Here is a 23,477-nt window from a genome sequence, read left to right on the forward strand (position 1 = left end):
AAAAGCCACACAGCCGTTTGCTGTGCAAGGTCCGTGACCGCCATGGCTATGGTGTTCCACGACTGCCCATTTGTTGGTAGCCTGCCGCACCGACAGACAGCAATCGGGGACCACCGAATGACGCGCGCCAATCCCGCATCTCCCGCACGACGCAATGGAGCAGCGAGGAAACATATCGGTCGGGCACTCGCCGCAACCGCGGCATTGGCTGTGCTCGCCGGCTGCGAGGACAAGAACACGTTCGTGGCGCCGCCGCCGCCCAAGGTCGACGTCGCGACGCCGGTGCAGCGTCCGGTGACGCGCTACATCGAGGCGACCGGCAACACGGCACCGATCAAGAGCGTCGATCTCGTCGCGCGCGTGCAGGGCTTTCTGCAAACGATCGATTATCAGGACGGCACGTTCGTCAAGCAGGGCACCCAGCTGTTCACGATCGAGCCTGAGACCTACAAGCTCAAGCTCGAGCAGGCGCAGGCGGCCGAAGTCGGCGCGCAGGCTTCGCTCCGGCAGGCGGAGGCCGACTACAAGCGACAGGCCGAGCTGGTGCAGCGCCAGGCCGTCTCGCAAGCCACGCTCGACACCTCGACCTCGAACCGCGACAACGCCCAGGCCAATCTGCAGCAGGCCCAGGCCAACACCAAGCTGGCCGAGGTCAATTACGGCTACACCAAGGTCACGGCACCGTTTGACGGCATCGTCAGCGCGCACATGGTCTCGATCGGCGAGCTCGTCGGCGTCTCCTCGCCGACCCAGCTCGCCACCATCGTCGCGATGGACCCGATCTATGTGAACTTCACCGTCAACGAGCAGGACGTGCTGCGCATCCGCGCCGAGGCGACCCGTCGCGGACTGACGCCCGCGGACATGAAGCACTTCCCGATTCAAGTGGGGCTGCAGACCGATACCGGCTACCCGCATGAGGGCAAGCTCGACTACGTCTCGCCGACCCTCAACCAGTCGACCGGCACGCTGGCCGTGCGCGGCCTCGTTCCCAACGACAAGCGGGTGCTGCTGCCTGGCTATTTCGTCCGGGTCCGCGTGCCCTTCGACCAGGAGAAGAGCGCCCTGCTCGTTCCCGACACCGCGCTCGGCAGCGACCAGGGCGGCCGCTATCTCCTCGTCGTCAACAACGACAACGTCGTCGAGCAGCGCAAGGTACAGATCGGCCCGGTCGATAACGGCCTGCGCGTGATCGAGAGCGGCCTGAAGCCAGAGGATCGGGTCGTGACCGCGGGGCTCTTGCGCGTCATCCCGGGCCAGAAGATCGACCCGCAGGTGACGAAGATCGAGCAGACGCAGGCCTCGAGCAAGTAGGGGCTGCCAGCCATGATCTCAAAGTTCTTCATCGAGCGGCCGGTCCTCTCGAACGTCATCGCGCTCCTGATGATCCTGATCGGCGGCGTTGCGCTGTTCAATCTCGCCATCGCGCAATATCCCGACGTGGTGCCGCCGACCGTGCAGGTCACCACGCGCTATCCCGGCGCCAGCGCCAAGACCGTGATCGACACCGTGGCGCTGCCGATCGAGCAGCAGGTCAACGGCGTCGAGGACATGCTGTACATGCAGTCCTACAGCGGCTCCGACGGCACCTACACGCTGACCGTGACCTTCAAGATCGGCACCGACCTCAACTTCGCGCAGGTGCTGGTGCAGAACCGCGTCTCCAGCGCATTGTCGCAATTGCCGCAAGCCGTGCAGAACCAGGGCGTCACCGTGCAGAAGCGGTCGACCTCGATCCTGTTGTTCGTGACGCTGACCTCGCCCGATTCGCGATACGACAGCCTCTACTTGAGCAACTACGCCACCATCAACATCCGCGACGAGCTCTCGCGCCTGCCCGGCGTCGGCAACGTCACCGTGTTCGGCGCCGGGCAATACTCGATGCGGATCTGGCTCGATCCCAACAAGCTGCAGGTTCGCGGCCTGGTGCCGCAGGACGTGATCCAGGCAATCCAGCAGCAGAGCCAGCAGGTCGCCGCCGGCCAGGTCGGCGCACCGCCGACGCCGCCGGGACAGGCGTTCCAGTACACGCTCAACGTCAACGGACGGCTCGACGATGCCGGCCAGTTCGAGAACATCATCGTCAAGACCGGCACGAGCGGCGACGTCACGCGGGTGCGCGACGTCGGCTGGGTCGAGCTCGGCGCGCAGACCTACAGCCAGATCTTCTCGCTCAACAAGCAACCCGCGGTCGGCATTGGCGTATTCCAATCGCCGGGCGCCAACGCGCTCCAGGTCGAACAGGCCGTCGAGAAGAAGATGGCGGAGCTCGCCAAGCGCTTCCCCGAAGGCATCAAGTACGACACGCCGTTCGACACCACCAAGTTCGTCGAGGCCTCGGTGCACGAGGTCTACATGACCCTGATCGAGGCTGGCCTGCTGGTGCTGGTCGTGATCCTCATCTTCCTGCAGGACTGGCGTGCGATGCTGGTGCCGGCGACGACCGTGCCCGTCACCATCATCGGCGCCTTCGCGGCAATGGCGGCGCTCGGCTTCACCATCAACATGTCGACGCTGTTCGCGATCGTGCTTGCGATCGGCATCGTGGTCGACGACGCCATCGTCGTGGTCGAGGGCGCTGCCCACAACATCGAGCAGGGCATGAACGGTCATGACGCCGCGATCCGCGCGATGGACCAGCTGTTCGCGCCGATCGTCGGCATCACGCTGGTGCTGATCTCGGTATTCCTGCCGGCTTCGTTCCTGGCAGGACTGACCGGACGCATCTATTCGCAATTCGCGCTGGTGATCGCCGCGACCGCCCTGCTCTCCGCCATCAACGCCGCGACCTTGAAGCCGACCCAATGCGCGCTGTGGCTGCGGCCGGCGGTGCCGCCGGAGCAACGCAATTTCTTCTATCGGGGCTTCAATGCGGTCTACAACCGCGTCGAGCGCGGCTACACGCGGCTGATCACGTTTCTCGTCAAGCACGCCACCATCTCGGTCGCATTCGCGCTGCTGATCATCGCAGCCAGCGGCTACGGCCTGTCGCGGGTGCCGACCGGCTTCCTGCCGATCGAGGACCAGGGCTATCTGATCGCCGCGGTGCAGCTGCCCGACGGCGCCGCGCTGGAGCGGACGCAAGCCGTGCTCGACAAAGCAAGCGGGCTGATCAAGGACACGCCCGGCGTGGCGCAGGTCATCACCATTGCCGGCATCTCCGCGCTCGACAACAGCGCCAGCCTCGCCAATGCCGGCGTCGCCTACATTATCCTGAAGGATTGGGACGCCCGTAAAGGGCCCGGCGAGGATCTGCGCTCGCTGGTCTTCGGGCTGAACGACAAGCTCGCTGATATCATGGAGGCGCGCACCATCGTGTTGCCGCCGCCCCCGATCCAGGGCATCGGCAACGCCGCCGGCTTCTCGATGCAGGTCGAGCTGCGCGACGGCAACAGCGATTTCGCCAAGCTGCAGGCGATCACCGGCGCGATGGTCACCAACGCTCAAAGCCAGAGCGCGCTGCAGCGCGTGCAGTCCTCGTTCCGCTCCTCGGTGCCGCAATTCAACGTCGAGATCGACCGCATTAAGACCCAGACCCTGCACGTCACCACCGATCAAGTGTTCTCTGCGCTGTCGACCTATCTCGGCTCGTCCTATGTCAACCAGTTCAACAAGTTCGGCCGCGTGTTCCAGGTCTACACCCAGGCCGATCCGGCCTTCCGCGTCACCGAGCGCGACATCGCCAACATGCAGGTGCGCAACTCGAACGGCGACATGATCCCGCTCGGCACCGTCGCCAAGATCACGCCGGCCACGGGGCCGTCGCTGATCAGCCTCTACAATCTCTATCCGTCGTCGACCGTGATCGGCCTACCGGCGCAGGGCTACTCCTCCGGCCAGTCGCTGAAGCTGATGGAGGAGATCGCGGACAAGACGCTGCCGCCGGGCACCGGCTATGAATGGACCGCGATGTCGTATCAGGAGAAGGCGGTCTCGAACCAGATCTACTGGGTGTTCGGGCTCGCCATGCTGCTGGTCTATCTCGTGCTCGCCGGCCAGTACGAGAGCTGGTACGCGCCGATCTCGGTGATCCTCGCCGTGCCGCTGTCGCTGCTCGGACCGATGCTGATCCTCTCCGCGCTCAAGATCGACAACAACCTCTATTGCCAGATCGGCCTGATCCTCCTGATCGCGCTCTCGGCCAAGAACGCCATCCTGATCGTCGAGGTCGGCCTCGAGCTGCACGGCCGCGACGGCAAGCCGATCATCGAATCCGCGATCGAGGCGGCGCGCGCCCGCTTCCGCCCGATCCTGATGACCTCGTTCGCCTTCATCCTCGGCGTCGTCCCGCTGGTGCTCGCCACCGGCGCCGGCGCCAGCGCGCGCAAGTCGATCGGCATCACGGTGTTCTCGGGCATGCTGGCCTCGACCTGCCTTGCGGTGCTGTTCGTGCCGGCCTTCTTCGTGGTGGTGCAGCGCTTCGAGAACTGGCGGGCGTCGAAGAAGAAGCCGCAGGCGGTGGCGGAGGTGAAGACTTAGCTTCCGCTCAAAACAAAGAGTGCGAAAAACAACCCCATGCACAGTAGGGATGGAGTTGAAAAGGTTGGCGTAATTTCGGTCTTACCGAACCGGCTTGCTCCGTCGGGCAAAACAGGGGCATAATGGCATCATAGGCGGCATGGCGAGGGTGCCTCCTCATCCTCCGTCATTGCGAGCGAAGCGAAGCAATCCAGACCGCCTCCGCGGAGGCAGTCTGGATTGCTTCGTCGCAAGGGCTCCTCGCAATGACGGTGGAGAGAGTTCGGCTCACACCGCCTGCGGTGTCCTGATCTCGCGCGGCAGGATCAGCGCGGCGGCGATGGCGAGCAGGCAAAGGGCGGCGAAGGCGTGCAGCATGGTGACGAAGCCGCCCTGCTCGTAGAGCCAGGCAACGAGGCCGACCGAGGCGCCGGCCGCGGTGAAACCGACAAAATAGCGCACGGCATAGGCGCGCGAACGCCACTCTTCCGTCGTGTATTTGCCGACCATGGCGTCGTTCACCGTGACCTGCCCGAACGCGCCCATGACGATACCGATCGACACCAGGATCAGCGGAAGATTGTTCAGGCTCGCAGCGAGATACAGGAACGGCGCCAGCATGAAGGACAGCGGCAGCGCCACCGTCTTCAGCGAATAGCGGTCGAGCAGCCGTCCGATCGTGTACTGCGTCATCGCGCCGAACATGTAGACGCCGGCGGCGATGACACCTAACAGCGCCGGGCTTTTGGTCAGGTCCGCGAGCCGTTCGGCGAACAGCTTTGGCAGCGCCACGGTGACGGCGTTGAAGGTCGTGGAGATCGCGATCACCACGATCAGGAGCGCCAGGATCACGCGCCACATGTCCTGCCTGGCCACCCGCGCCTGCGCCGCGGCCTGCTTCGAGCCCTTGCGGTCCTCGTGCACGATGGTCAGCGCGAAGGTGATGCCGATCAGGACGGTGACCGCGCCGGGAACGATGAACGCAAAGCGCCAGCCGAGATATTGGCCGATCACGCCTGTGACCAGCGCCGACGAGGCCACGCCGAGATTGCCCCAGACGCCGTTGATGCCCATCTCGCGGCCGAGCCGGTCGGCGTAAGACACGATCATGGCGGTGCCGACGGGGTGATAGATCGAGGCGAAGATGCCGATCGCGAGCAGCGCGGCGCCGAGCTGCACGGGGGTCTGCACGAAGCCGACCGCGATCATCGAAAGGCCGATGCCGACGAAGAAGATCAGCATCATGTGGCGGCGGCTCCACCGATCGCCCAGCCAGCCGGTGAGCAGCGAGCCGGCGCCGAAGGCGACGAAGCCCGGCGTCGCGTAGGGCAAGAGTTCCGAATAGGCCATGCCGAGCGCCGGACCCATGATGATGACGGCGGCTGCGAAGATCAGCATCGAATAATGGTCGATGAAATGACCTGCGTTGACGAAACCGATGACCCGGCTGGGGCTGTTCATTCCGAATCCTCTCCTGCTCCGAAATGAGTTATATGTCCTCCCGATGACGAGATGCTGCCAATGACTGTCGTGGAAAGGCCAATCTTGGAAACGCCAATGCTGCGGGAGGTCCGGAGCAACCACCGCTCGCCCGCGGGCGTGCACCTGGTCGCCCGCGACTATCCCAAGGGGATGCGGATCGATCTGCACATGCACCGCGAGTCGCAGCTGATCTATGCGGCAAAGGGCACGATGCAGGTGACGACGCCCGCCGGACGCTGGCTGGTGCCGCCGGACCGCGCGGTCTGGGTGCCGGCCGGGCTCGAGCATGCCATTGACCTGCTCGCCGACATCGAGATGCGCACGCTGTATTTCGACCTGTCCTGGCTGAAGCGCGAGCAGCGCTATGACGGTCTGACGAGGGAATTCGTGGTGCGGGTGTCGCCGTTGCTCAATCAGGCGATCCTCGCGCTGTTCGACGGGCGCAACACCGAGGAACGCACCGAGCTCCTGGTGCGCCTGGTGATGCTTGAATTGCACCAGGCCGAGGATTCCGCGACTTTCGTGCCGCTGCCGCGCGAGGCGCGCTGCCGCCGCGCCGCGATGATCGTGCTCGACGATCCCACCGGCCTGCACGACATCGACACGCTAGCGCGCGAGGTGGGAACCTCCGGGCGTACGCTGTCGCGGCTGTTTTCGAGCGAGACGCAGCTGAGCTTCAAGAGCTGGTGCCAGCGCGCGAGGATTGCGGCGGCGATCGAGCGGTTATCGACGGATGCGAATGTCTCGGTGAAGCAGCTCGCGACCCAGCTCGGCTATGCCAGCGTGCCGGCGTTCTCGGCCGCGTTCCGCCAGGTGACGGGTAGGACGCCGACGGAGTTTGCAACACACGCGGTGTCGTCGCCCGGCTTGACCGGGCGACCCAGTACGCCGAGACGGCTCGGCTAGAATTGAGAAGCTGCGGCGTACCGGATGCCCCGGTCAAGCCGGGGCATGACAGCGCGTTTTGGAATGAGCACTGCCCGGCATATCATCGACCCGTTCCGGCATGCCCTCATTCTCCAAACGCACGGCCCGACGAAAGATGCCGCATTCGCCTGCTTGATTGTGATCGGCTTGCACCCAAATCCCGTGTAAGCTTGCCGCATCGCACAGACCTGATACGAAAGCCCCGATGGCCAACGCCTTCTTCTCCGACCTGCTTGCCACCATCTCCGAGCGCGGCCGCACGTTGCTTCGCCGGGGAGATGCCGCCGATACCAAGCATGATGCCGACGGACTGCTCGAGCTCTGCGATGCGCTGCTGTCGGGCCGGGGCGAAGCCTCGGGCACCGCGATGGCGCGCGAGGTGCTCGACATCTACGGGGAGCTGGACGCGGCCGGACGCCGCGCCTTCTTCGAGGGCTTGGTGCGCGATTTCGGTCCCGACCGGGAGCGCCTGTCCAAGGCGATCGAGACATGGCGGGCCGCGCCCAGCGACGAGGACGCAAGCTCGCTGCACTTCGCCTCAGAGCCGCGCCGGCAGGAGCTGATCCGGCGGCTCAACCGCGCACCCGGCGGTACCGGCGATCTCGTCAACATGCGCGCCGATCTGCTCGGTATGATGAACGGGCGCACCGATCTCGCCGCGCTCGACCGCGACGTCTCGCATCTTCTCTCTTCGTGGTTCAACAGGGGGTTTCTCGTGCTGCGCAGGATCGACTGGTCGACCCCGGCCAACATCCTCGAAAAGATCATCCGTTATGAGGCCGTGCACGAGATCTCGGACTGGGACGATCTGCGCCGCCGCATCGATCCGGTCGACCGGCGCTGCTACGCCTTCTTCCATCCTGCGATGGTGGACGAGCCCTTGATCTTCGTCGAGGTGGCGCTGACCGAGACGATCCCCGGCGCGATCCAGCCCCTGCTCGCGGTCGACCGCCAGCACCTGCCGATCGAGCGCGCGCGCACCGCCGTGTTCTATTCGATCTCCAACACCCAGCGCGGCCTGGGCGGCATCTCCTTCGGCAGCTTCCTGATCAAGCAGGTGGTGGAAGAGCTGCGCCGCGAGCTGCCGAAGCTCGACACGTTCGTCACGCTGTCGCCGGTGCCGGGCTTCATGGCCTGGGTGAAGCAGGACAAGGATCTGCCGCTGTCGGACGAGGACCGCGAGGTGCTGAGGCGCCTCGACGATCCCAGATGGTTCGAGAGCCCGGAGACGGCGGCGCTGCTCCGCGCCGTGCTGGAGCCGCTCGCGGCGCACTATTTCCTCAAGGCGCGCACGCCGAAAGGCAAGCTGATTGATTCCGTCGCCCGCTTCCATCTCGGCAACGGCGCGCGGCTGGAGCGCATCAACTGGCTGGGCGACCTCTCGCCCAAGGGAATGCGCGAGTCCGCCGGCGTCATGGTCAACTACCTCTACCGCCTCGACGATATCGAGAAGAACCACGAGGCCTACGCCAATGACGGCGAGGTCGTGGCGTCGAGTGCAGTGAAGAAGCTGCTGAAGGGCGAGGGGCGAAGGCTGCTGGATATGAGGTTGTCGTAGGGACACACTCGGTCGTCGTCCCGGACAAGCGCAGCTCCCGACAACGCGTAGCGTTGTCTCGAGCGAAGCGCAGATCCGGGACCCATAACCACAGGAGCTCGTGGTTACGGGGACTCGGAGTTATTAGCTTCGCGAAACGACTCCTCCCTGGGGTTATGGGTCCCCGCCTTCGCGGGGACGACACCGTTGTTGGCGCGGCCGTCTCGCCTCGAACTCCGAAGCGCGCGCCTACTCCGCCAGCGCCTTCATTTCCTTGTACAGATCCGACTTGCCTTCGAAGCCGATGCCTGCAAGCTCGGGCATGGTGATGTGGCCGTTCTCGACGCGCACGCCGTCGGGGAAGCCGCCATAGGGCTGGAACAGGTCGGGATAGCTTTCGTTTCCGCCCAAGCCGAGGCCGGCGGCGATGTTGAGCGACATCTGGTGGCCGCCATGCGGGATGCAGCGGCTCGGCGACCAGCCGTGGGTCTTCAGCACCTCCAGCGTGCGCTGGTATTCGCACAGGCCATAGGACAGCGCGCAATCGAATTGCAGCCAGTCGCGATCGGGGCGCATGCCGCCGTAGCGGATCAGGTTGCGGGCGTCCTGGTGGCTGAAGAGGTTTTCGCCGGTCGCCATCGGGCCGGGATAGAACTCCGCGAGCGCGGCCTGCAGCGCGTAGTCGAGAGGATCGCCGGCTTCCTCGTACCAGAACAAGGGATAGTCGCGCAGCATCTTGGCGTAGGCGATGGCGGTCTCCAGGTTGAAGCGGCCGTTGGCGTCGACGGCGAGCTGGGCGTCCTTGCCGATCTCCTTCAGCACCGCCTCGATGCGCCTGCGGTCCTCGTCGATATCAGCGCCGCCGATCTTCATCTTGACGACATTGTAGCCGCGATCGAGATAGCCGCGCATCTCAGCCCGCAGCATCGAGAGATCCTTGCCGGGATAATAGTAGCCGCCGGCCGCATAGACGAAGACGCGCGGATCGGCTTTGACGCCGTGACGCTCGGCGAGCAAACGGAACAGCGGCTTGCCCGCGATCTTCGCCACCGCGTCCCACACCGCCATGTCGATGGTGCCGACCGCGACCGAGCGCTCGCCATGGCCGCCCGGCTTCTCGTTGGTCATCATCGCGGCCCAGACCTTGTCGGGGTCGAGATTGTCGCCGGCTTCATCGCGCAACGACTTCGGATCGGCTTCGAGGATGCGCGGAGCAAAACGCTCGCGGATCAGGCCGCCCTGCCCGTAGCGGCCGTTGGAGTTGAAGCCGTAGCCGACGACGCGCTTGCCGTCACGGACCACATCGGTGACGACGGCGACGAGGCTGGTCGTCATCTTCGTGAAGTCGATATAGGCGTTGCGGATCGGCGAGGAGATCGGTTTTGTAATTTCGCGGACGTCGACGATGCGGACGGACATGGGCGGTTTTCCTGGCTGGATCTCTCCGCTCGTCATGGCCGGGCTTGACCCGGCCATCCACGTCTTTGCCACGGAGCAAGTCTGAAGACGTGGATGCCCGGGTCAAGCCCGGGCATGACGACAGAGTGTGGGCGAAATACGAGACTATGTCTTATCCCGGAATGACGGCTTCGCCGTCACTTCTTATCCCGGAAATACGGCTCCACCGGACCGTGCACCTTGATGGTCAGCGGGTTGCCGTGGCGATCCTTGGCGTTCCCTGCGGTGACGCGGACCCAGCCTTCGCTGATGCAGTACTCCTCGACGTTTGTCTTCTCGATGCCCTTGAAGCGGATGCCGACGTCGCGCGACAGGATCTCCGCGTTGTAATAGGGGCTGTTCGGGTCGACCGACAGGCGGTCCGGAAATTCGTCGCTCATGATTGTCTCGCTCACAACAGTGTTTCGATTTGATTGCGCAATCCTTCGGGCCGGGCGGTCGGCGCGTAGCGCGCGACCACGCGGCCCTCACGGTTCACCAGGAATTTGGTGAAATTCCATTTGATGGCGGCGCCGAGAAGCCCGGATTGCTGGCGTTTCAGGTACTCGTACAGAGGATGCGCCTTCGGCCCGTTGACGTCGATCTTCTCGAACAGGGGAAAGGTGACGTCGTAATGGGTCGAGCAGAATTCCTGGATCTCGCTCGCCTGCCCCGGCTCCTGCGCGCCGAACTGGTTGCAGGGAAAGCCGAGCACCGAGAAGCCGCGCGGCGAGAGGTCGCGATGGAGATCCTCGAGGCCGCGATATTGCGGCGTGAAGCCGCATTTGCTCGCGGTGTTGACGATCAAGAGCACCTGCCCCTCGAAACGCCGCAGGGCGACCTCCTCGCCGGCCAGCGAGTTGGCCTTGAAGTCGTAGATATCAGTCATCGCTAGCCCATGGGATCGATCGGCGACGGTGGCACGCCGCCGGCCTCGATCGCCTCGCCCGCGAGCAGGCACAGATCCTCGCGATAGCGGCCGGAGACGATGTGCACGCCGACCGGCGCCTTGCCGACGAGACCGGTGGAGACGACGAGGCCCGGCAGTCCCATGAAGGGAATCGCGATCTGCGGCAGCTGCGCTTCCCAGACCCGCTTGAAGGAGTCCTCGTCCTTGCGGTCGAGATGGTCGGGGAACGGCAATTCGCCGGAGACCGGCGTCAGCAGCACGGCGTATTTTTCGAAGAACAGCATCCAGTCGCGCGTCAGCGTGGCGCGTCGGGTCAGCGCCCTGGCGTAATTGGCCTGATCCATCGGCGTGACCCTGGCGCGGTTGCCGCGCAGGCAGGCCAGTGCGCCGGGATCGCCCTCGCGCTCGGCCATCTCCAGCTGCGCCTCATAGCCGTCGCCGAGCCAGAGCTTGATCTGCCACTCGACCGCCTCGCGCATCGGCGGCGTGTCCTCGATCACATCGACGGTCCAGCCCGCGCGCTCCAACCGCTTGCCGGCATCGCTCACCGCGGCCTTCACCTCCGGCGCGGTGGCAAGGCCGCCCGGATTGAGGCAGAGCGCGGCGCGCTTGTCCCGCGCCGGGCCCTGCAGCGGCACCGGCACGAACCAGGGATCGCGGATGTCGCGGGCCGACATGGCTTCGAGCGAGATGCGCAAATCGTTGACCGTGCGCGCCAGCGGGCCCGACACCGCCATGATCTGCGGTCCGATCGGGCGCTCCGGCAGCGCCGGGTTGAAGGCGGGAATGCGGCCGAGCGTCGGGCGCAGACCATGCACGCCGCAGGCATAGGCGGGATAACGGATCGAGCCGGCGATATCGGTGCCGTGCGCGATGTGGCCGATGCCGGCCGCGACCGCCGAGCCGGCGCCGCCGGAGGAGCCGCCGGGCGTCAGCGAGGCATCCCGGGGGTTCTTGGTGTCGCCGTGGATGAGATTGGTGGTGAACCAGCGATAGGAGAAGGCCGGGCAATTGGTGCGGCCGAGCAGGATGGCGCCAGATTTCCGGAAATTGGCGACCACCGGATTGTCCTCGCGCGCGATCAGGTCGCGCTGCAGCTTGAGGCCGTTGGTGGTGGCAAAGCCTTCCTGGTCGACATTGGCCTTGATGGTGACGGGCACGCCGGCAAGGACGCCGGGGTCCTCGCCCCGCCCAATTGCGGCATCGACGGCATCGGCCTGCTTGAGCACGTCGTCCGGCCGGTGGTCGATCACCGCGTTGAGCTGGGGATTGACGGCATCGAGCCGCGCGAGACCCGCCTTGGCGGCCTCCCTGGCGGACACTTTTTTAGACCTGACGAGGGCGGCGAGGTCGGCGGCCGACAGGCGCCAGAGATCTTGCATGGCTTGCTCCGTATGACCGGCGTCTTTTAGCGCCGGGAACGCGGCAAAGCCATGCGGATTTCGCGGGGGTGGAGGGCGGGTTTGGCCCGGGTGCTGCCTCATTCTCCGTCATTGCGAGGAGCCCTTGCGACGAAGCAATCCAAGCTGCCTCCGGGGCGGGATTCTGGATTGCTTCGCTACGCTCGCAATGACGTGGAGGGAGTGGTGGGCCTCTCTTGCCACCTCGCGGACTGGTCCGGCTAATGCCTCGTGGCGGACTGGTCCGGCATGTCGAGCAGCGCCTCGGTGAAGGGAAACTCCAGCACGATCTCGCCGTCGGCGTCGGTGACCTCGATGACGGCCTCCAGCAGCGCCGGCTGGGTTCCTTCCGACTTCACGACCTCGAGGATCATCTGGCGCGCGACCTCCCAGGCGCGATCGGGGTTGCGCAGGTCCTCGCCGTCAGGATCCACAATCAGTTCGTCGCCGATGCGGGTGTTGAAGAAATATCTGGGCATGCCTGATCCAATGCGGTCGTCTGTCGCCGATGAGAAGCCGATCCATACTCACAACTGGTTTATCCCGACAGGGATCACGACCTATCGGCAATTTTGCGTATCTGATCCGCTCATCTTTGCGGCCGCAATACGCCATCTTTGCAGTGCAACAATTCCCGCAGCCTACTACCTAGGTCGGGAAAATTTCACTGGCGAACTTTGCCGTCCGCACTAACTTGTCCAATGGGCGGATACGTCCGAATTCGCGAAAATGGAGAGCCAAATGGCCTGGAAAGCCCCGAAGATCGTCGAAGTGCCCTGCGGCATGGAAATCAATATGTATGTGAGCGCCACCCGCAAGTAAGCGGCTGGTGGAAACGCGTTCTGCGCAGGTGGTTCTTTCGGTCACGATACGTTTCCGACAGTCAAAAACCTTGTCCGAAACTGTCTCGGCCTGAGATCCACCTCGCCAATTCGCCTCCAGGAGACGGATCATGCTTCGCGTCGTCGTCCTGGGCGCCGGGGCCGGCGGCGGAGTTCCGCAGTGGAATTGCGGCTGCGAAGGCTGCCGCGCGGCTCGTGCGAGTGGACATGAGCTCTTTCGAACCCAGGCCTCGGTCGCCTTCAGCGGCGACGGCGAGCACTGGTTCCTGATCAACGCCTCGCCCGATCTTCGCCAGCAATTGAACGCCACGCCGCAGCTGCACCCAAAGGCGGGCGCGCTGCGCCACACGCCGATTGCGGGCGTGATCTTGACCAACAGCGAAGTCGATGCGGTGGCCGGCCTGCTGTCGATGCGCGAAGGCTCGCCCTTCACGATCTATGCGCACGAGAAGGTGCTGGCGATCCTTGCCAGCAACAGCATCTTCAACGTGCTGAACGAGAAGAACGTGCGGCGCCAGCCGATCGCGATCCGCGAGCCGTTCGAGCCGCGGCTGCCCGGCGGCACGCGCTCGGGGCTCGAGGTGCTGCCCTTCGCGGTGCCGGGCAAGTCGGCGTGGTATCTCGAAGGCAAGGCGCATCCGGGCGGCGAGAGCGGCGACGGCGACACGCTGGGCCTGAAGATCACCGACAAGGCCACCGGCAAGTTCTTCTACTTCATCGCGGCCTGCGCCGAAGTGACCGACGCGCTCAAGGCCGAGATCGACGGCGCTTCACTGGTGTTCTTCGACGGCACGGTCTGGCGCGACGACGAGATGATCAGGGCCGGCCTCGGCCACAAGACCGGCAAGAGCATGGGCCATGTCGCCATGTCCGGCGAGGACGGCGCCATCGCGCGGCTGGCCGACCTCAATATCGACAGGAAGCTGTTTCTGCATATCAATAATTCGAATCCGGCGCTGCTGCCCGGCTCGCCCGAGCGCAAAGCCGCTGAGCAGGCGGGCTGGCAGATACCGGCGGATGGAACGGAGATCGTGCTGTGAACGCCGCATCACTGCCTGGAATGACCGCACTTTCGATCGGCAAGGACTTGAAGCTCAACTCGGCTGAGGAGCTCGAGGCGGCGCTGCGCCACATAGGCGCCACGCGCTATCACAGCCTGCATCCGTTCCATAAGCTGCTGCATGGCGGCAAGCTGAACAAGGGCCAGGTGCAGGCCTGGGCGCTCAACCGCTACTATTACCAGAGCACGATTCCGATCAAGGACGCAGTGGTGATCTCGCGCTTCCGCGACCGCGCCACCCGCCTGGAATGGCGCCATCGCATCGAGGACCATGACGGCGATGTCGGCAGCGAGGGCGGCATCGAGCGCTGGATCAAGCTGACCGAAGGGCTCGGGCTCGACACCGCTTACGTCGAATCCACCGAAGGCATCTTGCCGGCGACGCGCTTCGCGGTGGAAGCCTATGTGCACTTCTGCCGCGAAAAAAGCCCGCTGGAGGCGATCGCCTCCTCGCTCACCGAGCTGTTCGCGCCGAACCTGCATGAAGAACGCATCTCGGGCATGCTGGAGCACTACGACTTCGTCAACCCCGATATCATGAGCTACTTCAAGCGCCGCCTGACCCAGGCGCCGCGCGACGCCAATTTCGCGCTCGATTATGTCAAGAGGCACGCCACGACGCCGGAGCAGCGCGCGCAGGTCTGCAACGCGCTGATCTTCAAGACCAACGTGCTGTGGGTGCAGCTGGATGCGCTCCAGCATGCCTATGTCGAGGGCCACATTCCGCCGGGCGCGTTCGTGCCCAAAGCGAGCTGAGGATTAAAGCAATGGCCGGGCCGCGGAACATCAGCGTCAGCGAGGCGAGCCGCCCCGTGCTGCCGCGGCATGCCAAGCTGAAATATGACGAGACGCGCAAGGTCTGGGTGATCCTGGCGCCGGAGCGGGTGCTAGCGCCGGACGAGATTGCGGTCGAGGTCTTGCAACTCTGCAACGGCGAGCGCAATGTCGGCGAGGTTGCCGATCAGCTCGCCACAAAGTACGCAGCGCCGCGCGAGGCGATCCTGACCGACATCATCGCCATGTTGCAGGATCTCGCCGACAAGGGCTTTCTCACCGAGATCAGGGAGAAGACGTCATGAGCGACGTGACCATCCCGCCCAGCGACAGCCTCGCGGTGCTGGAAAAGCAGCGCTCGACAGCGGAGACGTTCGGCATCCCGCTCGCCGTGCTGCTCGAGATCACTCACCGCTGCCCGCTGCAATGTCCCTATTGCTCCAACCCGGTCGAGCTCGACCGCTCTGGCAAAGAGCTGACGACGGACGAGTGGAAGAAGGTGCTGAGCGAGCTCGCCGAGATCGGCGTGCTCCAGGTGCATTTCTCCGGCGGCGAGCCGACGGCACGGAAAGATCTCGTCGAGCTGGTCAAGCATGCCAGCGACGCCGGGCTCTACACCAATCTCATCACCTCGGCCGTGCTGCTGACGCGCGAGAGGCTCAGCGATCTCGCAGATGCCGGGCTCTGCCATGTGCAGATCTCTTTCCAGGGGATCGAGGACGGCCTCGCAGATCGCGTTGCCGGCTACAAGGGCGGCCACCGCAAGAAGCTCGAAGTCGCGAAATGGACGCGCGAGCTCGACCTGCCGCTCACCGTGAACGCGGTGATGCACCGGCAGAACCTGCACCAGCTGCCCGACATCATCCAGATGGCGCTCGATCTCGATGCCGACCGGCTCGAGGTCGCCAATGTGCAATATTACGGCTGGGCGCTGAAGAATCGCGCCGCGCTGATGCCGACCGTGGCGCAGCTCGATGAGTGTACCCGCCTCGTTGAGGAGGCGCGCGAGCGGCTGAAGGGCCGGCTGACGATCGACTATGTCGTTCCGGATTATTACGCGCTGCGGCCGAAGAAGTGCATGGGCGGCTGGGGCCGGCAGTTCTTCAACATCTCGCCCGCCGGCAAGGTGCTGCCCTGCCATGCCGCCGAGAGCATCACCGGGCTTGATTTCGAGTCGGTGCGCTCCAACCATTCGATCGCCTGGATCTGGCAGAACTCGGAGGCCTTCAACCGCTATCGCGGCACCGGCTGGATGAAGGAGCCGTGCAAGTCTTGCGAATTCCGCGAGATCGATTTCGGCGGCTGCCGCTGCCAGGCCTTCGCGCTGACCGGCGATGCCGCCAACACCGACCCGGCCTGCGCGCTGTCGCCGCTGCACGAGACCATCTTCAAGCAGGCGGAAGCCGAGGCCGAGGGCGAGACCAGCCGCTTCCTCTATCGCAACTTTGCCGGCGGCACCCTGGAATCCGAGAATGGGACCTGACGCCGACGCGGCCGCTTCCACCAAACGTGCCGATCCCTTTGCGCCGCTGACCTCCGACATCCTCGACGTCGGCGACGGCCATGAGCTCTATGTCGAGAGCGTCGGCCGCGCCGGCATCCCCGCGGTCTACCTGCATGGCGGGCCCGGCAGCGGCTGCCAGCCCGACCATCGCCGGCTGTTCGATCCCGACCGCTTCTGCGCCGTGCTGTTCGACCAGCGCGGCTGCGGCCGCAGCCGGCCCAAGGGATCGCGCGAGCACAACACCACACAGCATCTGATCGCGGACATGGAAACGATCCGCGAAAAGTTCGGCTTCGAACGCTGGATGGTGGTCGGCGGCTCCTGGGGCGCGACGCTGGCGCTGGCTTATGCCGAGGTGCATCCCGAGCGCGTCTCGGGCATTGCGCTGCGCGCGACGTTTCTCGGCACGCGAGCCGAGGTCGAGACGGCCTTCACCTCGCGCCTGTCGCAATTCCATCCGGCGCTGTACGAGGATTTCCTCAGCGTGCTGCCGCCCGAAGAGCGGGCGCAGCCGGTGGAGGCCTTTTGGCGCCGCATCCTCGATGCCGACCCTGCCGTGCATGGCCCGGCGGCGAAGGCCTGGCACGACACCGAGCGCACCTTGTCCGAGCACAAGCCGGCCAGGACGCGGCTCGACCTCGCCGCGCTGAACGTCTGGCGCACATTGCCGGCGACGCCGTTCATGGAAGCGCATTATTTCATCAACGACAGCTTCATGAACGAGGACCAGCTGCTGCGGAACGCGGGCCGGCTCGAAGGCATTCCCGGCATAATCGTGCAGGGGCGCTATGATCTGTTGTGTCCTCCCGCGACAGCGCAGGCCCTTGCGAAAGTATGGCCCGGTTCCGAGCTTCGCATCGTGGAAGAAGCCGGGCATTCGCTCTATGATGGCGGCGTGAGGGACGCGGTCATGAAGTCGATCGCGGACCTTGCGTCGAAGATCGGGCGATGAGAGGACAAGAAGAATGCCGCTCGCCGGAAAGGGCATGCTGCTGACGTCGATGAACATCGACGCTGCGGACGAGGCCGATTTCAACCGCTGGTACGATCGCGAGCATCTGGAAGAGCGCGTCGCAATCGACGGGTTTCTCGAAGCGCGGCGCTATGTCGCGCATGCCGCCAATCCCAAATATCTCTCGCTGTACTCGACCGAAACGCTCGGCGTGCTCGACAGCCCCGCCTACCGGGCGCGGCTCGCCGACCAGACCGAATGGTCGCGGCGATCCATGGCGCGCTTCCGGGACATGCTGCGCGTGGTCGCGCGCATCACGATCAGCAAGGGTACTGGCCGCGGCACGTCGCTCGGCCTGGTGCGGCTGCGGCCGACGCCCGACAACGCCGGTGCGTGGCGTGATGCGCTGCAAGAAAAGCTGGCGCCGCAAGACCGCGACGGCATCATCTCGATGCACCTGCTCGAAAGCGAGCCGGAATTGTCGGGCGCGACGGCGGGAATTCCGGCGGTGCGCAACGAGGGCGCGCGCGACTGGTTCGTGCTGATCGACGGCACGCATGTCAATGCGGTCTCCGCCGTCATCGCCGAGCGCTTCACCGGCCCGGCTGCGGCGCCCTTCCCGCTCCCCATCTCCGTCGGCACCTACTGCCTGATGTGGGACCTCGCCAAGAGCGATCTCGCGCGCGGCTGAACGGCATCCGCATCGCAGCATATTGCAGCGCACGCATCTCGTGCGCCGCGCGTTAATGCTGTGCACGCGTAGCTCCCATGAAAGCGGTGACGCGCGCAAATTTGCCGTTGTACTTCGGAACGGTTCTAATAAGCTAACCCAATGACGTCATTCAGAAACCAGATCGAAGCGCGTTAAGCGCTCGCCGAGCTCTAACAAAAAAGGCCGCGGGGTCTTTGGGCCTGCGCGGACAGGGTAGGAATGAAACCGACCGACATCGCGGCCCCCGACTACTTTCACAAAGTGGTCGATTGCCAATGGGCCTGTCCTGCGCACACCCCGGTTCCCGAATACATCCGACTGATCGCCCAAGGCCGCTACAGCGATGCCTACATGATCAATTGGAAGTCGAACGTGTTTCCCGGCATTCTGGGACGCACCTGCGATCGTCCCTGCGAGCCGGCGTGCCGGCGCGGACGCGTGGAGGAAAATCCTGTCGCGATCTGCCGCCTCAAGCGTGTTGCGGCGGATTTCAAGGACGACATCAGGCAGCGGCTGCCGAAGCCCGGGCCGAAGAACGGCAAGCGCGTCGCGCTGGTCGGCGGCGGTCCCGCTTCGCTGACGGTGGCACGCGATCTCGCGCCGCTCGGCTATCACTGCACCGTGTTCGATGCCGACCCGGAAGCCGGCGGCATGATGCGCACCCAGATCCCGAAATTCCGCCTGCCCAATTCCGTGATCGACGAGGAGACCGGCTACATCCTGGGTCTCGGCGTCGAGTTCAAAGGCGGCCACCGCATCGACAGCATGAAGGCGCTGCTTGCCGAGAAATACGACGCCATCTTCGTCGGCTCCGGCGCGCCGCGCGGCCGCGAGCTCGAGCTTCCCGGCCGGAAAGAGGCCGCCGCCAACATCCATATCGGCATCGAATGGCTGGCCAACGTGTCATTCGGCCATGTCGACAAGATAGGCAAGCGCGTCATCGTGCTCGGCGGCGGCAACACCGCGATGGATTGCTGCCGCACCGCACGCCGGCTCGGCGGCGAGAAAGTCACCGTGGTCGTGCGTTCCGGCTTCGACGAGATGAAGGCCTCGCCGTGGGAGAAGGAGGACGCGATCCACGAGGATATCCCGATCCTCAACTACATGGTCCCGGTGGCCTTCAAGCATGTCGCCGGCAAGCTGATCGGCGTCACCTTCCAGCACGTCAAAGCCGAATACGACGCCAAAGGCCGCCGCAACCTCGTGCCTTCGAGCGATCCCGATCAGACCATTCCCTGCGACGACGTGCTGGTCGCGGTCGGTCAGGAGAACGCCTTCCCCTGGATCGAGCAGGATTGCGGCATCGAGTTCGACAAATGGCACATGCCGAAGGTCGATCCGAAGACCTTCGCCTCGACCAATCCGAAAGTGTTCTTCGGCGGCGATGCCGCGTTCGGCCCGAAGAACATCATCTGGGCGGTCGCGCACGGCCATGACGCCGCGCTGTCGATCCACAAGATGCTCTCGGGCGAAGCGGTCGACGAGCGCCCGCTGCCGGAGGTGCAAATCTCCTCGCAGAAGATGGGCATCCACGAATGGAGCTATGACAACGACATCTCGCCCGACAAGCGCTACAAGGTGCCGCATCGCGACAAGGTCGTTGCGCTGAAGGACATCCGCGCCGAGGTCGAGCTCGGCTATGACGTCAAGCTGGCGCTCGGCGAAGCCCATCGCTGCCTGAACTGCGACGTGCAGACCGTGTTCTCGACCTCGCTCTGCATCGAGTGCGACGCCTGCGCCGACATCTGTCCGATGGATTGCATCACCTTCACCGCTAACGGCGAGGAAAGCGATCTGCGCCAGCGCCTGAAGGCGCCCTCCGCGCATCCGGACCAGGACCTCTACGTCTCCTCGGACCTGAAGACCGGGCGGGTGATGGTGAAGGACGAGGATGTCTGCCTGCATTGCGGGCTGTGCGCCGAGCGCTGTCCCACCGGCGCCTGGGACATGCAGAAATATTTCATCGAGATGACCCACGCAGGTTCGACATGTCCGACAAAAAGCCGATCAGCAGCGTAAACGACTTCGTCGTCCGCTTCGCCAACGTCAACGGCTCGGGCTCGGCCAGCGCCAACGAGATGTTCGCGCGCGCGATCCTGCGCCACGGCGTGCCTGTCAGCCCACGCAACATCTTCCCCTCCAACATCCAGGGCCTGCCGACCTGGTACGAGGTGCGCGTGACGGAAGCCGGCCATCTCGGCGCACGCGGCGGCGTCGACATGATGGTGGCGATGAATCCGCAGACGTGGGACAAGGACGTCGCCGGCATCGAGCCCGGCGGCTACCTGTTCTACGATTCCACCAAGCCGATGCCGTCGACCAAATTCCGCGACGACATCACCGTGATCGGCGTGCCGCTGACCGCGATCACCAACTCGACCTACACCGATCCGCGCCAGCGCCAGCTGTTCAAGAACATCATCTATCTCGGTGCGCTCTCGGCGCTACTCGACATGGATCCGAAGCTGATCGAGCAGCTGATCGGCGAGCAGTACAAGGGCAAGGAGAAGCTGCTGTCCTCCAACGTCCATGCGCTGCATCTCGGCCGCGATTGGGCCTTGCAGAACCTGAAATGCCCGATCGGGCTGCGCGTGAAGAAGTCCGACAAGGTCGGCGACCGTATCTTCATCGAAGGCAACAGCGCCGCCGCGCTCGGCGCCGTCTATGGCGGGGCCACCGTGTGCGCGTGGTATCCGATCACGCCGTCCTCGTCAGTCGCCGAAGCCTTCACCGCCCATTGCAAGAAGTACCGGCACGATCCTGAGACCGGCAAGGCGAAATACGCGATCGTGCAAGGCGAGGACGAGCTGGCTTCGATCGGCATCGTGATCGGCGCGTCCTGGAACGGCGCCCGCGCCTTCACGGCGACCTCCGGCCCCGGCATCTCGCTGATGACAGAGTTCATCGGCCTCTCCTACTTTGCCGAGATCCCGGCCGTGATCATGAACATCCAGCGCGCCGGCCCCTCCACGGGCATGCCGACCCGCACCCAGCAATGTGACATCATCGCCTGCGCCTATGCCTCGCACGGCGACACCAAGCATGTGCTGCTGTTCCCGGAAGACCCCGCCGAGGCCTTCGAGTTCGCGGCGGCCGCGTTCGATCTCGCCGAGCGGCTGCAAACCACGATCTTCCTGATGCTCGACCTCGACATCGGCATGAACCACAGGCTCTGCCGCCCGCTGAAGTGGGACGATGCAAGGCAATATGACCGCGGCAAGGTGATGACGGCGGAGATGCTGGAGGAGGGCCGCGACTTCGGCCGCTATCTCGACGTCGACGGCGACGGCATTCCCTACCGCACCTATCCCGGCACGCATCCGACCAAGGGCTCCTATTTCACCCGCGGCACGTCGCGCGACCGCTATGCGCGCTATTCCGAGGAAGGCACCGTCTACGCCGACAACATGCAGCGCCTGGTGCGCAAGTTCGAGACCGCTCAGGACCTGGTGCCGCGGCCGCTGCAGGCCAATGCGGAACGGCCGACCAAATATGGAGTGATCTATTTCGGCTCGACCTCGCCGGCGATGGACGAGGCGATCGGTCTGCTGGAGGCGCGCGGGCATCAGCTCGACCGCCTGCGCATCCGCGCGTTCCCGTTCCACTCGAGCGTGGCGAGCTTCCTCGCCGAGCACGACTTCGTCTACGTCGTCGAGCAGAACCGCGACAGCCAGCTGCGGCAGCTCATCGTGAACGAGAACGGCATCGATCCCGTCCGTCTGGTGCCGATCGTGCATTACGACGGTACGCCGATCACTGCCCGCTTCATCGCCAAGGCCATTGGCGACCACCAGGACCACCTCAAGGTGACCCCGCTCCGCAAGGCCGTGTCATGATTAGCGCATCACTCTCTCTTTCGTCATGCCCGGGCTTGACCCGGGCATCCACGCCTTTCTTTTTCTCGGCCAAGACGTGGATGGCCGGGTCAAGCCCGGCCATGACGGCCCTGGGATCGCAGGTGCTTTCATGACCTACATTGCAAAACCGAAATTCCATCATCCGGGCCTGAAGAAGAACGCGCTCGGCTACACGCATCGGGACTACGAGGGCAAGATCTCGACGCTATGCGCCGGCTGCGGCCATGATTCGATCACGGCCTCGATCATCGAAGCCTGCTACGAGCTCTCGATCGAGCCGCACCGGGTGGCGAAGATCTCCGGCATCGGCTGCTCGTCGAAGACGCCGGACTATTTCCTCGGCAATTCGCACGGCTTCAATTCCGTGCACGGCCGCATGCCGAGCGTGCTCACCGGCGCCAACCTCGCCAACCGCGATCTGATCTATCTCGGCGTCTCCGGCGACGGCGATTCCGCCTCGATCGGCTTCGGCCAGTTCGCGCATTCGATCCGGCGCGGCGTCAACATGACCTATATCGTCGAGAACAACGGCGTTTACGGCCTGACCAAGGGTCAGTTCTCGGCGACCGCCGACCGCGGCTCGAAGAGCAAGAAGGGCGTCACCAACACCGACAACGCCATCGACCTCGTCGCCATCGCGCTGCAGCTCGGGGCCACCTTCGTGGCGCGCTCGTTCTCCGGCGACAAGAGCCAGCTGGTGCCGCTGATCGCCGCCGCGATCGGCCACAAGGGCGCGTCCTTCATCGACGTGATCAGCCCCTGCATCGCCTTCAACAACCACGCCGGCTCGACCAAGAGTTTCGACTATGTCCGCGAGCACAACGACGCGGTGAACCGGCTCGACGTGCTGGTCGGCCGCGACCCGATTGCGGTGGACTACGCGCCCGGCACGGTGCAGGTGGTCGAGCAGCACGACGGCAGCAAGGTCGCGCTGCGCAAGATCGATGCGGATTACGATCCGTATGACCGCCTGGGCGCCCAGACCTTCCTCGCAAGGCACGCCGCCAAGGGCCAGATCGTCACCGGTCTTCTGTACGTCGACCCCGACGCGGAGGACCTGCACGAGCATCTCAACACGGTCGAGACGCCGCTCAACGCGCTGGAGGCGGACACGCTCTGCCCGGGCTCGGCGGTGCTGGACAAGATCAACGCCAGCCTGCGGTGATCATCTTCGCGCTGATGCCGCCGGCCTGACGCGTATCGTGATCTTCTCCGACACGACGGGTGGTTCGAACGGATAGTGCTTGGCGTCGCCAAGCACGAGTTGCAGCGTGTGCGTGCCCGGCGGAAGCTCGAGAAACGTTTCGGTTTGTCCCGCTCCGAAATGCAGATGGGACTTGTCCTGCGGAATCGGCTCCTTGGCATTGATGGGGTCTTTCACATCGATCAACAGATGATGGTGGCCGGCATTGTGGTAGTCGTCGCCGGCATGCGTCACGCCCATGTTGCGCAGGCCGAAACGGACCCAAAACCCACCACGGATCTTCTGGCCGTCATACGGCGAGATGAAATAAAGCTTGGCGTCCTTTGGCGCAGCTTTGCCTTGCGGATAGGCCGCGCCGGGGAACAATGCGATGGCGGCCGCCAGCGCGATACAGGAAACGATCTTCATCAAATTGACTCCA

21 protein-coding genes are annotated in these 23,477 nt (G+C 64.7%); 14 read left to right on the top strand and 7 right to left on the bottom strand.

Features of this window, described 5'->3' with window-relative positions; genetic code table 11:
• Positions 1–117 precede the first annotated feature (117 nt).
• Both ACM43_RS18330 and ACM43_RS18335 read left to right on the top strand, forming a co-directional pair.
• Complete coding sequence (locus tag ACM43_RS18330; protein WP_271541921.1) at positions 118–1,314, top strand: efflux RND transporter periplasmic adaptor subunit; 1,197 nt, start codon at positions 118–120, stop codon at positions 1,312–1,314.
• Positions 1,315–1,326: 12 nt separating this feature from the next.
• Positions 1,327–4,479 carry an efflux RND transporter permease subunit gene (locus ACM43_RS18335; RefSeq protein WP_271541923.1) on the top strand — a complete coding sequence of 1,051 codons (3,153 nt, stop codon included), beginning with the start codon at positions 1,327–1,329 and terminating at the stop codon, positions 4,477–4,479.
• Between the two features lie 267 nt (positions 4,480–4,746).
• On the opposite strand, the gene ACM43_RS18340 is transcribed toward ACM43_RS18335, so the two are convergent.
• On the bottom strand, positions 4,747–5,919 hold the full coding sequence (locus ACM43_RS18340; protein ID WP_271541925.1) for an MFS transporter: 1,173 nt from the start codon (positions 5,917–5,919) through the stop codon (positions 4,747–4,749).
• Between the two features lie 51 nt (positions 5,920–5,970).
• Between ACM43_RS18340 and ACM43_RS18345 the strand changes: the two genes are divergently transcribed.
• Together ACM43_RS18345 and ACM43_RS18350 are read left to right on the top strand one after the other, a co-directional pair.
• On the top strand, positions 5,971–6,846 hold the full coding sequence (locus ACM43_RS18345; RefSeq protein WP_404543169.1) for an AraC family transcriptional regulator: 876 nt from the start codon (positions 5,971–5,973) through the stop codon (positions 6,844–6,846).
• Positions 6,847–7,072: 226 nt separating this feature from the next.
• Entirely contained in the window at positions 7,073–8,425 is a 1,353-nt protein-coding gene (locus tag ACM43_RS18350) for a malonyl-CoA decarboxylase (protein ID WP_271541929.1), read from the top strand.
• 228 nt (positions 8,426–8,653) lie between these two features.
• Here the strand turns inward: ACM43_RS18350 and tarD are convergent, their stop codons facing one another.
• The 5 genes from tarD to ACM43_RS18375 all read right to left on the bottom strand — a co-directional run bounded on the left by tarD (position 8,654) and on the right by ACM43_RS18375 (position 12,630).
• Positions 8,654–9,823 (bottom strand): D(-)-tartrate dehydratase, encoded by a 1,170-nt coding sequence (gene tarD / locus ACM43_RS18355; RefSeq protein WP_271541931.1) that lies wholly within the window; start codon positions 9,821–9,823, stop codon positions 8,654–8,656.
• A gap of 176 nt (positions 9,824–9,999) precedes the next feature.
• Entirely contained in the window at positions 10,000–10,242 is a 243-nt protein-coding gene (locus ACM43_RS18360; protein WP_036007363.1) for a DUF3297 family protein, read from the bottom strand.
• An 11-nt stretch (positions 10,243–10,253) separates the two neighbouring features.
• Positions 10,254–10,730: a glutathione peroxidase gene (locus ACM43_RS18365; RefSeq protein WP_157281731.1), complete on the bottom strand. Its 477-nt coding sequence runs from the start codon at positions 10,728–10,730 to the stop codon at positions 10,254–10,256.
• Positions 10,731–10,732: 2 nt separating this feature from the next.
• Positions 10,733–12,133 (bottom strand): amidase family protein, encoded by a 1,401-nt coding sequence (locus tag ACM43_RS18370; RefSeq protein WP_271541933.1) that lies wholly within the window; start codon positions 12,131–12,133, stop codon positions 10,733–10,735.
• Between the two features lie 239 nt (positions 12,134–12,372).
• Positions 12,373–12,630: a DUF6894 family protein gene (locus ACM43_RS18375; protein WP_036007354.1), complete on the bottom strand. Its 258-nt coding sequence runs from the start codon at positions 12,628–12,630 to the stop codon at positions 12,373–12,375.
• A gap of 262 nt (positions 12,631–12,892) precedes the next feature.
• On the opposite strand from ACM43_RS18375, the gene pqqA reads away from it, so the two are divergent.
• From pqqA to ACM43_RS18425, 10 genes are all read left to right on the top strand, one after another.
• Entirely contained in the window at positions 12,893–12,973 is an 81-nt protein-coding gene (gene pqqA, locus ACM43_RS18380; RefSeq protein ID WP_007595659.1) for a pyrroloquinoline quinone precursor peptide PqqA, read from the top strand.
• A 130-nt stretch (positions 12,974–13,103) separates the two neighbouring features.
• Positions 13,104–14,033 carry a pyrroloquinoline quinone biosynthesis protein PqqB gene (gene pqqB, locus ACM43_RS18385; RefSeq protein WP_271541935.1) on the top strand — a complete coding sequence of 310 codons (930 nt, stop codon included), beginning with the start codon at positions 13,104–13,106 and terminating at the stop codon, positions 14,031–14,033.
• 20 nt (positions 14,034–14,053) lie between these two features.
• Positions 14,054–14,809, top strand: coding sequence for a pyrroloquinoline-quinone synthase PqqC (gene pqqC / locus ACM43_RS18390; protein WP_439099749.1), 756 nt, complete (start codon positions 14,054–14,056; stop codon positions 14,807–14,809).
• 11 nt (positions 14,810–14,820) lie between these two features.
• Positions 14,821–15,132 (top strand): pyrroloquinoline quinone biosynthesis peptide chaperone PqqD, encoded by a 312-nt coding sequence (gene pqqD, locus ACM43_RS18395; protein WP_271541939.1) that lies wholly within the window; start codon positions 14,821–14,823, stop codon positions 15,130–15,132.
• A complete protein-coding gene (gene pqqE / locus ACM43_RS18400) occupies positions 15,129–16,310 on the top strand; it encodes a pyrroloquinoline quinone biosynthesis protein PqqE (RefSeq protein WP_128263812.1) in 1,182 nt (393 codons plus the stop codon). The genes pqqD and pqqE overlap by 4 nt, the downstream gene beginning before the upstream one ends.
• Positions 16,300–17,283 (top strand): prolyl aminopeptidase, encoded by a 984-nt coding sequence (gene pip / locus ACM43_RS18405; protein ID WP_271541943.1) that lies wholly within the window; start codon positions 16,300–16,302, stop codon positions 17,281–17,283. Before pqqE ends, pip begins: the two co-directional genes overlap by 11 nt.
• 13 nt (positions 17,284–17,296) lie before the next feature.
• The gene (locus tag ACM43_RS18410) at positions 17,297–17,974 is read left to right on the top strand and encodes a DUF4286 family protein (protein WP_271541945.1); all 678 of its coding nucleotides are present in this window, start codon (positions 17,297–17,299) and stop codon (positions 17,972–17,974) included.
• Between the two features lie 240 nt (positions 17,975–18,214).
• Positions 18,215–20,014 carry an FAD-dependent oxidoreductase gene (locus ACM43_RS18415; RefSeq protein WP_271541947.1) on the top strand — a complete coding sequence of 600 codons (1,800 nt, stop codon included), beginning with the start codon at positions 18,215–18,217 and terminating at the stop codon, positions 20,012–20,014.
• A complete protein-coding gene (locus tag ACM43_RS18420; protein ID WP_225123993.1) occupies positions 19,984–21,831 on the top strand; it encodes a 2-oxoacid:acceptor oxidoreductase subunit alpha in 1,848 nt (615 codons plus the stop codon). Before ACM43_RS18415 ends, ACM43_RS18420 begins: the two co-directional genes overlap by 31 nt.
• Before the next feature lie 130 nt (positions 21,832–21,961).
• Positions 21,962–23,017, top strand: a complete 1,056-nt coding sequence (locus tag ACM43_RS18425; protein WP_271541951.1) for a 2-oxoacid:ferredoxin oxidoreductase subunit beta — start codon at positions 21,962–21,964, stop codon at positions 23,015–23,017.
• On the opposite strand, the gene ACM43_RS18430 is transcribed toward ACM43_RS18425, so the two are convergent.
• On the bottom strand, positions 23,018–23,464 hold the full coding sequence (locus ACM43_RS18430; protein ID WP_271541953.1) for a DUF4399 domain-containing protein: 447 nt from the start codon (positions 23,462–23,464) through the stop codon (positions 23,018–23,020).
• Positions 23,465–23,477 lie beyond the last annotated feature (13 nt).

This window comes from Bradyrhizobium sp. CCBAU 45321 (genome assembly GCF_028128975.1).
In the GTDB taxonomy this organism is placed as follows: domain Bacteria; phylum Pseudomonadota; class Alphaproteobacteria; order Rhizobiales; family Xanthobacteraceae; genus Bradyrhizobium; species Bradyrhizobium yuanmingense.